Origin of the sequence: Vibrio sp. 10N.247.310.17, from assembly GCF_041466605.1 — a bacterium.
In the GTDB taxonomy this organism is placed as follows: domain Bacteria; phylum Pseudomonadota; class Gammaproteobacteria; order Enterobacterales; family Vibrionaceae; genus Vibrio; species Vibrio tasmaniensis_A.
Genome location: NZ_JBFSTC010000019.1, coordinates 1 through 14,612, shown reverse-complemented (window position 1 = coordinate 14,612; position 14,612 = coordinate 1). Strand labels below are relative to the sequence as shown.

The 14,612-nt window shown below is 42.9% G+C and carries 11 protein-coding genes and 1 pseudogene; 4 read left to right on the top strand and 8 right to left on the bottom strand.

Going from position 1 to position 14,612, the window contains the following annotated elements; all coding sequences use genetic code 11:
• Positions 1-231 precede the first annotated feature (231 nt).
• Genes mngB through manA form a run of 3 tightly spaced genes read left to right on the top strand, consistent with a single transcriptional unit; the run spans position 232 to position 5,288 of the window.
• Positions 232-2,886 (top strand): mannosylglycerate hydrolase, encoded by a 2,655-nt coding sequence (gene mngB / locus AB6D80_RS07950; RefSeq protein ID WP_372188198.1) that lies wholly within the window; start codon positions 232-234, stop codon positions 2,884-2,886.
• A gap of 45 nt (positions 2,887-2,931) precedes the next feature.
• A complete protein-coding gene (locus AB6D80_RS07945) occupies positions 2,932-4,098 on the top strand; it encodes a glycerate kinase (RefSeq protein ID WP_371702161.1) in 1,167 nt (388 codons plus the stop codon).
• Between the two features lie 2 nt (positions 4,099-4,100).
• The gene (gene manA, locus AB6D80_RS07940) at positions 4,101-5,288 is read left to right on the top strand and encodes a mannose-6-phosphate isomerase, class I (protein WP_009845444.1); all 1,188 of its coding nucleotides are present in this window, start codon (positions 4,101-4,103) and stop codon (positions 5,286-5,288) included.
• Between the two features lie 405 nt (positions 5,289-5,693).
• On the opposite strand, the gene AB6D80_RS07935 is transcribed toward manA, so the two are convergent.
• Entirely contained in the window at positions 5,694-5,984 is a 291-nt protein-coding gene (locus AB6D80_RS07935; RefSeq protein ID WP_102250016.1) for a putative quinol monooxygenase, read from the bottom strand.
• A 255-nt stretch (positions 5,985-6,239) separates the two neighbouring features.
• The gene (locus AB6D80_RS07930) at positions 6,240-7,382 is read right to left on the bottom strand and encodes a fatty acid desaturase (RefSeq protein ID WP_009845442.1); all 1,143 of its coding nucleotides are present in this window, start codon (positions 7,380-7,382) and stop codon (positions 6,240-6,242) included.
• Positions 7,383-7,548: 166 nt separating this feature from the next.
• Here AB6D80_RS07930 and AB6D80_RS07925 point away from each other — a divergent pair, with 166 nt between their 5' ends.
• Positions 7,549-8,094, top strand: coding sequence for a GNAT family N-acetyltransferase (locus AB6D80_RS07925; RefSeq protein ID WP_102250368.1), 546 nt, complete (start codon positions 7,549-7,551; stop codon positions 8,092-8,094).
• A 185-nt stretch (positions 8,095-8,279) separates the two neighbouring features.
• Here the strand turns inward: AB6D80_RS07925 and ylqF are convergent, their stop codons facing one another.
• The 6 genes and pseudogenes from ylqF to AB6D80_RS07895 form a co-directional block, all read right to left on the bottom strand.
• A complete protein-coding gene (gene ylqF, locus AB6D80_RS07920; RefSeq protein WP_009845440.1) occupies positions 8,280-9,215 on the bottom strand; it encodes a ribosome biogenesis GTPase YlqF in 936 nt (311 codons plus the stop codon).
• Positions 9,216-9,381: 166 nt separating this feature from the next.
• A complete protein-coding gene (locus tag AB6D80_RS07915; protein ID WP_371702159.1) occupies positions 9,382-9,696 on the bottom strand; it encodes a cytochrome c in 315 nt (104 codons plus the stop codon).
• 393 nt (positions 9,697-10,089) lie between these two features.
• Positions 10,090-10,773, bottom strand: coding sequence for a helix-turn-helix transcriptional regulator (locus AB6D80_RS07910; RefSeq protein WP_009845438.1), 684 nt, complete (start codon positions 10,771-10,773; stop codon positions 10,090-10,092).
• 95 nt (positions 10,774-10,868) lie between these two features.
• Positions 10,869-11,750: a hypothetical protein gene (locus AB6D80_RS07905; RefSeq protein ID WP_371702158.1), complete on the bottom strand. Its 882-nt coding sequence runs from the start codon at positions 11,748-11,750 to the stop codon at positions 10,869-10,871.
• Positions 11,740-14,232, bottom strand: a complete 2,493-nt coding sequence (locus tag AB6D80_RS07900; protein ID WP_372188196.1) for a fimbria/pilus outer membrane usher protein — start codon at positions 14,230-14,232, stop codon at positions 11,740-11,742. Before AB6D80_RS07900 ends, AB6D80_RS07905 begins: the two co-directional genes overlap by 11 nt.
• Positions 14,216-14,485, bottom strand: a pseudogene (locus tag AB6D80_RS07895) (molecular chaperone); the annotation flags it as partial. The pseudogene AB6D80_RS07895 and the gene AB6D80_RS07900, both read right to left, overlap by 17 nt.
• Positions 14,486-14,612 lie beyond the last annotated feature (127 nt).

Here is a 14,612-nt window from a genome sequence, read left to right as displayed (position 1 = left end):
TTGAGCTCACTTATAGCTCGTAAGTAAAAACACCATATAAAAAATAACGAACAACTTGGCTGTCCTAAATACCTGTGCTCCTAACGGTTTTATTCACACAGATTCTGGGCGTGGTTTTCTGCACCCTAAATTTAGTGGCAGCCAATTTCAACCCCTTGAAAAACTTTAATTTAGTCGTATTTGAGTGCGAATTTTAGATTTACTCGAAACGACACATTTAGGTAAATGATTATGACTACATCACGCGTACATATTACTCCACACATGCACTGGGATCGTGAATGGTATTTCACAACAGAAGAGTCTCGTATTCTTCTAGTGAACAACATGGAAGAAATCATGAACCGCCTGGAGAGTGATCCAGAATACAAATACTACGTTCTAGATGGTCAAACAGCCGTTCTAGAAGATTACTTCGCAATCAAACCAGAGAACACAGAACGCGTAAGAGCATTGGTTGAAGCGGGCAAGCTAATTATTGGCCCTTGGTATTCTCAAACCGACACAATGCAAGTTTCTGGTGAGTCGATTGTGCGTAACATGATGTATGGCATTCGTGACTGTATGAAATTTGGCGATGCAATGAAGATCGGTTACCTACCAGATTCATTCAGCATGAGCTCACAGCTGCCGATGATCTACAACGGTTTCGACATCACGCGTGCAATGTTCTGGCGTGGTTGTTCAGAGCGTCATGGCACGAATAAAACAGAATTCTTATGGCAGTCTAATGACGGCAGTGAAGTGACTGCACAAGTGCTTCCACTGGGTTACGCGATTGGTAAATACCTTCCGCAAGATGAAGAAGGTCTACGCGCTCGTTTAGATAAGTACTTCCCAGTGCTAGAAAAACCATCGGTAACGAAAGACATCCTATTACCGAACGGCCACGATCAAATGCCGATTCAGAAAGACATCTTTGAAGTAATGGACAAACTTCGCGAAATCTACCCAGATCGCGAATTCTCAATGAGTCGCTTTGAAGAAGTGTTCGAAAAAGTAGAAGCGGCACGCGACCAACTCGACACAATCAAAGGCGAATTCAACGACGGCAAATACATGCGTGTTCACCGTACGATTTCTTCTACGCGTATGGACATCAAACTGATCCACGCTGAAATCGAAAACAAGATTGTAAATATCTTAGAACCGCTAGCATCTATCGCTTGGACATTAGGCTTTGAATACCACCACGGTTTGATTGAGAAAATGTGGAAAGAGAGCATGAAGAACCACGCTCATGACTCGATTGGCTGCTGCTGTTCTGACAAGGTTCACGCTGAGATCCTTAACCGTTACATCCTTGCGGACGACATGGCGACCAACCTGATTCATTTCTACAAGCGTAAGATTGTTGACCACATGCCGGATCGCGAAGGTTGCGACAAACTGGCGATGTTTAACCTTTCTCCATACGAGCGTGAAGAAGTGGTGAACACAACCATTACTATCCGTGCTCAAGAATTCTCAATCTTTGATGAAAACGAAAACTCAGTTGAGTACTTCATCCAAGACAAGCGCCAAATTGACCCGGGTAAAGTAGACCGCCAAATCGTTCACTACGGTAACTACGACCCGTTCATGGAGTTTGATATTCAAATCAAACGTAGTGTTCCAGCAATGGGCTTCACCACGTTACACATCCAAGGTAACGAGAAGGGTGCAGTAAAAGTTGCAGAACAAAAAGACTACTTACTAGAGAACGAGTACTACCGAATCAATGTAAACGACAACGGTACTCTGACTATTTTCGATAAAGAGACAGAGCAAGTATTCGACCAAGTCCTTCGTTTAGAAGACGGTTCTGATGACGGCGATGAGTACGATTACTCTCCATCTCGTCAAGAGTGGTTACTGTACTCAGATGAATTCCCAGTCGAAACATCGATTGATCACCAAGGCTTCCAATCGGTAGCGAACATCGCTTTCCGAATGAACGTACCTGCAAACCTTGCAGAGCGTGAAGAACGCACGGGTCAAAACGGATTCGTTGAAGCGCAATGCCAAGTGGTATTGAAGCAAGGTTCTCGCCGCATTGAAGTACGTATGGAACTAGACAACCAAGCCGACGACCACCGTGTACGTGTCTTAGTACCAACGCCATTCGTTTCTGAAACTGTGGTTGCGGATAACCAGTTCGGTTGTATTACTCGACCAACCAATGACCCAGCAATGGCGGTTTGGGAAGAAGAGAAGTGGAAAGAAGCACCGGTTCCGGTTTACCAACTGATGAACTTCGCTGCGTTAGAAAACGGTAACGCGGGCATGGCAATCATGTCGAATGGTCTACGTGAATTTGAAGTGATTGCATCTCAAGGTGACGAAAACCGAGATACCTTCGCATTGACACTATTCCGTGGTATCGGCGTGTTGGGTAAAGAAGAGCTATTGCTTCGTCCGGGCCGTCCATCAGGAATCAAGATCCCGACACCAGATTCACAAGTGCGCGGCAAGTTAGTGTGTGAATTCACGTTGTGCGGTTTCTCTGGTAACCATATTGACGCGAACATCATGGCGCAAGCACGTGACAATGTCACTCAAATCGAATGCTACAACAAGATCCCTTACAACGCGATGAAGCTAAACGTGGGTGAGCAGAACCTACCTATGAGTTTTAGCCTTCTGTCTAAGCAACAATCAGGCGCTGTGCTGAGTGTGCTGAAGAAAGCGGAAGATGAAGATGCGTTGATCATGCGTGTCTACAACCCGGCAGAAACAGGCTCTGTGTCAGATTCAATCTCCTTCACTCAAACCGTTTCAAGCTGGAAAGAGACAAGCATGGACGAGCGAGTACGCGAAGGTGATGTAGCAACAGAAACCTTTGGCGACTTATCTTTTGGTGAATTGGCATCTTGCCAAGCAAAAACATTCCAAATCAAATTCTAATTTCAATTACCCGCTCACCTTGGTGGGCGGGAATGGTGAACGACAATGAAAATTGTAATTGCCCCAGATTCGTTTAAAGAGTCACTCGACGCTCATCAAGTTGCGTCTTGTATTGAGCATGGATTTGCTGACGTTTTTCCTCACGCAGAGTTTGTGAAAATGCCGCTCGCCGATGGCGGAGAAGGCACGGTAGACGTGTTGCTAGAGGCTCTCAATGGTAAGAAAAAACGACTGCAAACGACGGATCCAATTGGACGTGAATGTACGGCTTATTGGGCATCCTTAGAGCAGGCTGTTGATGGAAAAAAGGTAAAAACTGCTTTGGTTGAGTTTGCCCAAGCATCGGGCTTAGATCGATTAACCGTAGAAGAAAGATCACCTCTCACAGCATCATCTTACGGCACAGGGTTGCTGATCAAAGATGCGTTAGATAAAGGCGTGGAACAGATCATCATTGGTCTGGGCGGTAGTGCCACCAATGACGCGGGTGCTGGCATTTTACAAGCGTTGGGAGGCAAGTTATTCGACAAGCAAGGCAACGAGCTATCTGGTGGCGGAGCCGAGTTAAGCCAGTTAGCAAGCATCAATCTTGATGGACTACACCCTAGATGCAAAGAAGTGACGTTCGTGGTCGCGTGTGATGTGAATAATCCACTGTGTGGCGAAAGCGGAGCCAGTGCCGTATTTGGCCCTCAAAAAGGGGCTTCACAAGCTCAAGTTGAACAACTTGATACTGCGATCGGTCACTTTGCCGATACCGCTCAAGCACATACGGGTACTAATCATCGCGACACAGCTGGTTTTGGTGCGGCTGGTGGTACACCTCTTGGGTTAAGTCTTGCATTCAATATCCAAATTAAAGCGGGTATTGAGATGGTATTAGATGCTTTGGATGCAGATAAGGTTCTTGAAGGTGCTTCACTGGTCGTGACCGGAGAGGGGCAGATGGACAACCAAACCCTGCAAGGTAAAACACCTTTCGGTATTGCTCAGAGAGCCCAACAGCTGAATATTCCAACCATTGGAATTGCGGGCTCTTTGGGGCAAGACGTTGAAAAACTTTACGGCTCAATGTCTAGCTTATTTGGAACCGTACGTTCACCTCAGTCTTTAGACCAAGTTTTATCAGAAGCGAATCAAAACCTGACTCGCACTGCCCGTAATATCGCCGCCACGCTCAAGCTTGGCAGCCAGATTTTTAATGAGAAGTAATTATGTCTCTATTTAAACTCGATAACGTTATTCAAAATTACGCATGGGGAAGCAAAGACTCCATCAACCAACTTTTTGGTATTGTGAACCCAAACCAAGAACCTCAAGCAGAAATTTGGATGGGTGCTCATCCTAATGGTTGCTCAAAAGTAGGCGATACCGGTGAGCCGCTTTCTCACATGATTGATGAAAATAGAATCGATGTCTTAGGCGGGTACACGGCGGCACGTTTTGGTGAATTACCTTTCCTGTTTAAGGTGTTGGCCGCTGAAACTCCGTTGTCGATTCAGGTTCATCCGAATAAGCGAAAATCTGAATTAGGTTTTGAGCGAGAGAATGCACTTGGCATCCCTTTGAATGCGTCTAATCGTAACTACAAAGATCCAAACCATAAGCCTGAGTTGGTTTATGCGTTGACCTTTTACAAAGCGATGAATGGCTTTCGCCCAATCGACGATATTATTGCCTTGTTCGAAGAAGCGGATATTCCTTCGTTAGCGATTGAGCTTAATGTACTTAAAGCCAATGCCGACAGTGATTCTTTGAAGTCTTTCTTTAGCGCCATTATGTCTCTTGAAGGTGACCGTAAAGCGTCTGCGCTTAATGAGCTTTATGCTGCACATGCGCGACCAGCTAAAACGGTCATGGGACGTGAAGCTCTGCAATACAGCATTGAATTCAAACAGCATTATCCGGGTGATATTGGTTTGTTTGCACCATTGATGCTTAACACAGTTGAACTGGCGCCGGGTGAAGCGATGTTCCTATTCGCAGAAACCCCACATGCTTATGTTCAAGGTACGGGTTTAGAGATTATGGCAAACTCAGACAATGTGCTTCGTGCCGGTCTCACCCCCAAGTACATAGACGTTCCTGAGCTTATCGATAACACGATCTTTGAGCCGATTAAGCCAGAAGATATTCGCCTTAAGCCTGTATTGAAAGAGGGCAAGATGAGCTATCCGATTCCTGTGGATGACTTTGGCTTTGATATCTTGTCTGCGACTGATGAGAGCAAGTCACAGTATTTACGTAGCGCGGAGATCTTGTTCTGTGTGGAAGGAGAGGCGACCGTCACCTCAGAAGGACGGTCAGTTTCTCTTAAGCCCGGAGAATCGGTCTTTGTAAGTAGTAATTCAAGTGTTTACCAATATCAAGGGAATGGCATTTTGGCTCGTGCTTTTAACTAGTGCCCCCGTGCTAGCGATCAGCAAAAGAAATGTCAGAGTGCCACTGTAAAGTGGTACTCAATATTGGATTGATGGTTGTTATACCAATCACAGTAAGTAAGTGATCAGAAATAGCGCAGGAAAAAGACTTGAGAACAAGGCTGCTCATTTCGACAAGAAGTTTCGATAAGTAGTTATTCTACAATCAAAAATTCTAACGCAGTTATCAAGTTTTTGAACCAGCTAGGCTGACAGTTATTTACTACGATTGGTATTATCTATCTGTCTTTGACAGTCATGATTATTGACCATACCCGCTACTCTGGCGGGTTTTTTCATTATTGGAATGAGCAGATATAAGCTTGTAGAAACGAAAAACCCTGCGTTGAGATCAGGGCTTTTATTGAATCAGTACTGAGTGACTGGTTAGGCAATGTGCGTCATTTTATTAAGCACAAAGGTTTCGATACAGTCTTCAGTCGCAGCCATGTACTCAGCGATGTGTTGGCTCGCTAAGTGTTTCTCTAGGTGAGCTTCAGACTCCCAGTTCTCATGAAAAACGAAGTGAGCAGGGTTACTGTTATCTTGGTGTAAGTCGTAGTTTATACAACCGTCTTCAACACGGGTTCTATCGATCAATTTAATCATCTCTGATTTAACTAACTCAATCTTATCTTCTTTAGAGACGATTGTTGCAATAATAGTCAGTTTGCTCATTTTCAATTCCTTAGGTCTAAACTCAGTAAGTTAAAGTAATATAAGTATAAATTCAGATTGAAGAAAGAGTTCTGGAATCCAATAACTATGGTTCTTGAAGCCCATAATTTAGACTTGAGAGTATTTGGCTAATGGCAAATAGGTTACGCTCATAAAAAAGCCCTCATAGTAATATGAGGGCTTCAAATAAGAGTTAAGCAGTGTCGTTACTGGTGCATTAAGCGGACTATCCTGCCTTAAGTATATTGTTCTATCTTAAGCATACTGTTCCACTGTCATTGCCCAATTTTTTTTCTGTTGCTCAAAATTCATTTTGATTTGTTGGTAACGAACTTTAAGTAGAGAGTGTTCGTACTTCTTCACAACATCTTCGCGTTTGCTTTCAAGTAGCTGCTTTTTGACTTCGTAATACTCGTTCATGTTTGATACTAGAGCATCGAATTCTTGTTGAAGTTTGTCCGCGATTTGCTGCTTGTCGGCACGATGCATGATCTTTTGCTGCGTGCGTTTAAGTAACATTGATGCTTCTGCTTTTTCGATACGAGCTTGAGGGGTTTTCTTAAGCTTGCTTGCCAATCCCATCAAAGAAGCACTCTTGATCAACCATTTTGTAGGATCGTATTGCCACCAGTAGATGCCGTTGCGGTAATCGTTCTCAAAGATGTGGTGGAAGTTGTGGTAGCCTTCGCCAAAAGTTAGAACCGCTAACACACCGTTATCACGGGCCGTGTTTTTGTCGGTAAAAGGTTGGCTACCCCAGATGTGAGCAAGAGAGTTAATGAAGAATGTCGTGTGATGGTTAAGCACCAAACGAACAGCACCTACGATTAACAACATGCCAAGTACGTCACCGTAAATAACACCTAAAGCGATAGGAACACCGAAGTTCATTAGCAATGCCAACAGAACATAGTGCTTGTGCTGCCACATAACAATTTTGTCTTTCTTTAAATCTCGACAATTCTCATAATTTTCATACATCGAGGTGCTGTAGTTACGAATCATCCACCCGATGTGAGAATACCAAAAACCACGTTTTGCTGAGTATGGGTCTTTGTCGTTGTTATCTACATGCTTGTGGTGCACACGGTGATCAGAAGACCAGTGTAACGCGCTGTTCTGCAGGGCAAATGCGCCACCTAGTGCAAACAGGAATCTTAGGCTTGAATGCGCTTCAAACGCTTTGTGTGACCATAAGCGATGATAACCCGTCGTGATTGAAAGGTTACAGAACGTAAAGCAGATCGCTAGCCATATCCAGTGCTCCATACCATAGCCAAAAAAGTAGCCATAAACGGGAGCTGCAACAACAGCAAGCAGCATACTAAAAGAGAATACAAAAATATTGAGCCAGATTAATGGCGGCTTTTTTGTAGATTGTTTGTCGGCACTATTCATTAGCAAATTTCCATTGAGCTTACATCTGTGCGCTAGAATATCAGCGTACACGTGTAAGTCAATATTGAAAGTGTAAACGTGTATTAGTATGTTTTGCTTAAATATTGTATAAAGGTAGTGTGAAATGTAGTAGCAAGTCATAAATGGAAGTACTAAGGGCTAATAAATGGAAATTAAGGTAGCTGAATATAAAGATTATGAGCGGATTGCCCAATTACACGCGGATAGCTGGAAGCTATATTACCGTGGCATTCTTGCTGATGATTACTTAGAAAATGATGTTTTGGAGGACAGATCTGTTATTTGGCAGACTCGTTTGATTAATCCTCCTTTTAACCAACATGTTTTATTGCTTGAAGAGGGTGGTTTACTGGTTGGTTTCGTCTGCGCGTTTGGTAATCACAACTTTGAGCGTGGCACGTTCATTGATGCATTACACGTAGACAATAATTATCGCGGTAGAGGTGTCGGTAAGCGTTTATTGTCTGAATTATCGAAGTGGTTGCAGCAATACTATTCGGATTCAGGTCTGTACCTAGAGGTGATGTCTGAAAATCACCAAGCGATTGCTTTTTATCAAGCGATTGGTGGTAAAGAAGAGCTAGAGCAAGTTTGGAATGCACCATGTGGAAGTCAAGTGAATGAGAAGGTGATTTCTTGGAGCTCTCCCGTTGAACTTGAACAGAAAACAGCAAGCATTGTGTATTCTTAGTCACTTCAAGTTGAATAATGGTTCCTTGCTCAACAGCTGCCTCTTACTGAAGTTGCTTTAAAGCTGAAGAACAAACCAAAAAGCCCCGAGCATTAAATTGTTCGGGGCTTTTTTGATTAGATTAGACACTTCAATTATTTGGCACTTAGTCGCACCATGTGATTTTTTCTTAAAACGAAGAGAGATTAACGCTTGTTCTTCAAGTAACGCTTACGACGCTCTTCTTTTTTCTTAATCTGTTGTTCGGCTTTCAGCGCAGCCGCTTCTTCAACTTCGATCAGTTCTTGTGTGATCATTTCTGGTAGCTCTAACGTTACTTTACCTAAAGTACCATTACGCAGTTCGTGAAGTAGGATTTCCGAACATTTGTGAATGTCGATATGACCACCAGCACGAAGTGCGCCACGCTTACGACCAATCGCTTCCATTAATTCGATGTCAGACTCTGGAAGCTCTTCAATTTGGTAGCGTTCTTGCAAAAGGTTAGGGTATTGCTTTGCAAGGTACTCGACTGTGTAGAATGCCACTTCATCGTATTCCATTGCCGTATCTTTTACAGCGCCTGTTGCAGCCAAGCGGAAGCCACTGTGTGGGTTTTCTACTTTAGGCCATAGGATTCCAGGAGTATCTGAAAGGATCACGCCATTTTGTAGATTGATACGTTGTTGACGACGAGTTACCGCAGGTTGGTTACCAGTAACCGCGATCGTACGTCCCGCTAAACAGTTGATGATGGTCGATTTACCCACGTTCGGGATGCCCATGATCATTGTACGAATGTTCTTACCCATCTGTTCACGGTGCGGTGCTAACTTACGCACGAGCTCCATAACGTGGTTCACTTCTTCTTTAGCGCTAGTAGTAATCGCAATCGCTTTAACGCCTTGCTCTTTCTCGAAGTGCTCAATCCAACGCTCAGTAAGCTCAGGATCCGCAAGATCGCGCTTGTTCAACACTTTTACACAAGGCTTATCGCCGCGCAGTGAAGAGATCATTGGGTTTTCACTACTGAACGGGATACGAGCGTCCAGTACTTCGATGATCACATCAACCTGTGGGATAACTTCTTCGATTTCTTTACGGGCTTTATGCATGTGACCCGGAAACCATTGAATAGACATAGAGATAAACCTTGATAAATATATTTGCTGCACATTGTAAGGGTTGGATGATACGTGTAAAGGTATATCTCTCCCGACCTTCAATGAGCTCAGTGAGTTTGCTTGAAGTATAGGCGACTTAGTGATGTTTATTTAACTTAGACTGATCTAATGAAGGTGAAATCCATTACTGTTGTGAAGCATAAAAAGCCGCAATATCTTTCAAGTCTTGATCATTGAGTTTACTCAGTTGTGTTTGCATCATCTCAGCGTAAGCGCCTTGTCTATCACCGTTTTGGTAAGCTTTCATTTTGTTATAGAGGTAAGTTGAATCTTGGCCAGAAAGTTTTGGGTAAGCAGTGTTACTTGTTTCACCCGTGGGGTTATGACAGAAAATGCAACTTGGTGACTTCATTTTACCCAGTTCAGGATCGCCAAAATTAGAGGCATGAAGGCTAGGGGAAAGAGTGAGTAATAGTAAAGTGAAGGAACGGTAAGTCATGCTTTTGCTCCGGTAAAAACATAACAATAAAGCTTACCCTAAGGGGAAGCTCAAGTCCGAATTTTAGATGCTTTAGATGCTTTAGATGCTATATGCTTTAGATATTTTAGAAGCTAATAGTGTTGACAGTTACAACTGACTTCGTTCTGTTAGGCGAGTAGAGGGCTTAAGAAGTGATGTTTTGTGATTTCAAAAATTCTATTCGTACCTTAGAGGGCAGTATGTAATTAAGTCACTGGTGATATGATTTAAACTTCGTTGTTCAGTCTAACTGTGATTTTATGACGGAGGGGGATAATAGAAGATCACCTTTTCAAGGGCCTAAATTATAATACGATCTGTTGTAAAAATAACTGCAATCCAGTGTCTCTATATTTGTGACTCAAATATTAACTACATGCCTGGTTGTATAATAGTCTCTAAACTATTGATGAAATTTGCTTTTCTTATTGCTTCTTTTCGGTTGGTTACGTTTATTTTTTTATATATATTATATACATGCGTTTTTACTGTACTTTCTGAAATAAATAGTTCACTTGATATCTCTAAATTTGTATCTCCTCTGATAACTCGTTTAAATATTTGAGCTTCTCTTTTTGTAAGGGTAGATAATATTACCTGTGACTTGAATGTTTGGGAGCGCGCATTGGATAAAATATGCGACATTAACTTCCTCGGTAACCATAGGTCGTCATCACAAACCGTTTTCAAGCAACGTGTAAGGTGTTCTACAGGAGCATCTTGATAGATTATGCCCTTTATATTAAACATGTTGAATAGTTGCATTACGGTAATACTCTGTCCGGTAATATCAGAGGGAACGTCATAGATTACCCATTTGTTGGACTCTACTTTTGATAAGGTGATGTAAACATCTTTGATGTCAGCTAAGAGTAAGTAACTAATGAGAATGACATCAAACGTCTTGCGATGATTCGAACGTTCAATACCTGAAATACATTCGCGACTAAAACAAAAGTCACTGTATTTCTCTATTTCTCGTTGAATAAACTGGTTATTTATACCGTTATCGCCAATTAGGAGCATGTGCTTTAAATTATTTTTACTGTTATGCATACTTTACTCCGAAACTGACAAATCGTGTTGTGATTATATGATACTGGGTTTTATATAATTGCGTTGCATATCTCAGGATTTATATAATTACATATTTAAGGCTGCTGTGAAAGGAGGGGTTCTATAGAAATTTGTAATGTATCGTCATATATTCCTCCCGGTTTGTTCTCTGTTTCCCCAATTACAAAACTCAAAGGAATAGGTTGACCGATCGTAGCCGAAATACGCTGAATTTTTGCATCAAGTTGACCGAGGTTTACTCTATCGTTATCTAGGGAAAGTTGGTATGGAATATCCCATTTTGTCTCATCAGATTCATGACGTAGCATCCCTTGATGGGATGATTCCAATACGATGGTATACGCTGTATTACTTTGCACCCATAGGTTCGGTGCAGAACGAATAATCTTGTTTGAATATAATGTTCCTAGATCAAGGTCATAATGCTGTTGAGTTAACCCATAAAAGTGAACTTTTGCAGCTGGTGGCACGGTAACAGATACTGGGAGTGAGCTAGGGCTAATCTCTATTTGTTGGTTGTCTGAGGTATAAGAGGGCGACACTTCTAAAAGCCCCCGGTAGGTTCCTGACGCTAGCCACTGTTTGCTTGGGAAACGCATTTGTATGGTTGTCGAAGGTTGACTGTCGGTTAATGATAAATGCCACTGATTCGCGATTGGCACACCCACTTGTCCACTCCACTCGAAGTTGAGCTTGTCTTGGTTTAACCCTTTTAACGTCCGACTGGTATCGTTAAGTTGTAAAACCAAACTCAATTTACAGGCTTCTCCAACTATATTTGCATCGATCCTATAAGTATTAATTGTTGCGTAAGTACCTGTGTTGAACACGTCGTATTGCGACTGGGATGAGACGGGTTGAATCGTCAATGCACTAGCTTCACATGCTAATACAGAGGATACAGAATTTATGGCGATGAGGAACCATCCACCCCACCGAAGTTGTTTAATCCACATACACATCTCCTAGTCTGATCAAGTTGTCACTGCGCTCGCTGAGAGTAATGACGGCTGACTCTTGTCCTTTAGTGTCAAGAATCAGTTGATATTTCCCTGGCTTTAACCCAGATATCGCAAATATGCCACTCCGATTGGTAAAGAAGTCAATCGGTAACTGTTTAGCTTCACCAAGGTAATGTGCTACACCAGCGACAAGTGAAATTGGATTGTTACTTTGACGGTCGTATAGCTTACCAATCACGGTTAAGACAGCATCGGAACCAATTTGTAGTTGGAAGCCCCGCTTGTAATCAGGCTTAACCCAAAAAGCACCATCCCCCAAATCATATCCCGGTGGTAAGTTATCGACCTCATAACCGATGACTTGGCTATTATAAGCAACAAGATCAGGGACCATGGCACTGGCATCTCCGTTAAGGTAAACGCGTGCGTACTCTCCATCTTTTGTTGGGTCTAATGCCACATCATTCTCTGCGAGGCTTTCGTGCTTGCTGACAATAGCGAATGCTTCTCGGACTGGTCTGCCGATCGTTACCGATGAACCTGCAAACGCAAGTGCACTGCTGATGGTCACGTCGGTACTGTGGTTTCTTGTGTCACCACTAATGTCGTCAAGTCGCGAGGCATGGGTGGCACTCAATTCGTAACGGTTTGCTGTATAGTTAATACCAGCGTCCATATCGGCGTCCGTTTCTTCATTCGTAATGACACTCGCAAAGCCTGATATCCCTCCGGTGTTACCTATATTATTTTGATAGCTGTAATCTAAGGCGGCTTCTCTTAGCTCTGTACTGTAACGACCGACGACACGAGTTTGTCGGCTAAGAGGCCAGCTTATGGTGAGCGTAGTGCTGATGTCATCGTCTTTACTGGCGTGATCTTGATAGCTAACACGGGCACTCCAAGTCGCGTGAGTATCAAACAATCCGTCCGATAAACTCGGGCTAATTAGCCAATAGTCGTTCTCTTTGTCTATTCCTGAACGGTAATTGACTGTCATGGCGGCACGTAATGATCGACTTAGATAAATCGAACCGAATGCAGAAGCATAATGAGTGGTTAAGTTGATGTCTTTATCGGAGGCGTCAAACCCAGCAACACCAGTAAAATTGTTGCTCAGATACTCATAACTCACACTCAGTTGTGGAGCCAGTGTATTCTTACTGGAAAATTCCGCATCGAATGCAAATTTGTAAGCATCGCCGTTTCCTAATACAGGATGTTCGCTACGTGAAGCATTGAGTTCAGTGACTCCCCATCTAGAAGCGAGGAGTGCGGTAGTACCATATTGGTATAAATCTTCACGGGTTTGAAAGTTGGTACCTAACGTTAACCAAGGGTTAATACCCACATCAACATAACCATGGAAAATACGCTCATCGGTTAGGTATTCTAATTGTCCATTTTGGAGTTCAGAGGGCGCTCCGTACATAATGCTATATTCAAACTCACCGCTATTGAGTAAGTCGTTACCCGTCGCAATAGAAAACTCGATACGCTCTTCATTCCCAGAACGCTCGGTAATGACGAGTACAATATCGTTACTACCTTGCGCAAGAGGTATATCACTCAGGTTGTAGCTACCAGCGCCTAAAGTTAATCGTTGGACTGCAATCCCATCTATATAGACATCGACATTCGAGGCTCTTTGAAGTGTGAATGATTGATTGGCTCGTGGTCGTGCATTTCTGGTTGGAATCAGTGTGAAATCTCGAGTTAAGCCAATACCAAGTATGTCGGTACTGTCCTGAAAAGATTGGCCACTGTTGTACATATCGCCGACCACAAGTCGTGTACCTTGCTGTGCAAAGTCAATATTAAGACGAGTTCCTTCTCTCACATATTGTGACTTTTTCGATGAACCATTTTCTAAATAGGATTCATATTCAAAATTGAAAAAACCAATGTTAAGTGCAGAGTCGAATTGACTGCGATAAAGATCTTGCCTTGACGATTTTTGATCGACATATTGGCTCTCATTGGCGGAAAGGGCGACGTTAACGTATCCGCTTAACAGACTTGGCTCAGCATAGTTATAAAAATCATCTGCGCCGTTCATCGAGAGTTGTTGGGTTAAGCTAAATTCTGGCGGAACCGTCACGATACATTCCAACGAAGAAAAGTCGAAATTTAGTCCCAGCCCTACGCTCATAAAGTGGTGCTGCGACAGCATCTCATCGTCTGTCGTGTCATGGAGCTTACCAATACCTTCTTGAGTGACGACAGACGAAAGGAGAGACAGCGTACTTTCCTTTGGCAAAAGAATTTCGTTGTTTGCGGTAATGATAATGTCCGCTTCACCAAGAATGGTGTCACTTATCCTTAGTAAAGAGGTAAGTTGAATGTCGCGTCCTGTCGGGTTCAATACCATATCCTGGCCCCAAGCTACAGGGCTTAAGGCGGCACAATAAAACAGTACTAATCCCAAGACATAGAAAACTTGCCACATCTTGTGAGAGGTTTCAGTTTTCATATCCATGATAAGTGCCTACTGGTAAGTAATTTAAAGAAGAAGGCAAAGTAATAGTCGAGCGTGGTGGAATAAACTGTTCACCTAAAGCCTCATGTACCTTTTGGTTCTGAGATTCGAGCCCCTTAAAATGAAGTAACGATGTATAGGTAAATCGCGACCCTGAATTAGTGAGTGTTAGTTTTCCTTGTTCATCTATATGTAAGTTCACGTCAGGCTCTAGCGAGGATGAGTGAATGTGCAACAACGCATTGTAGTGAACCGGCGTTTTTCAAGGTAGTTGTCATCATTCGCTTGTTTACTAAGCAGCTTCTCTTTCTGGATTTAGGTGAATGTCACCAACAGGTTCACAGTTTCTGATATCACCTGGCCAGCGTTCAGGGTTTAGC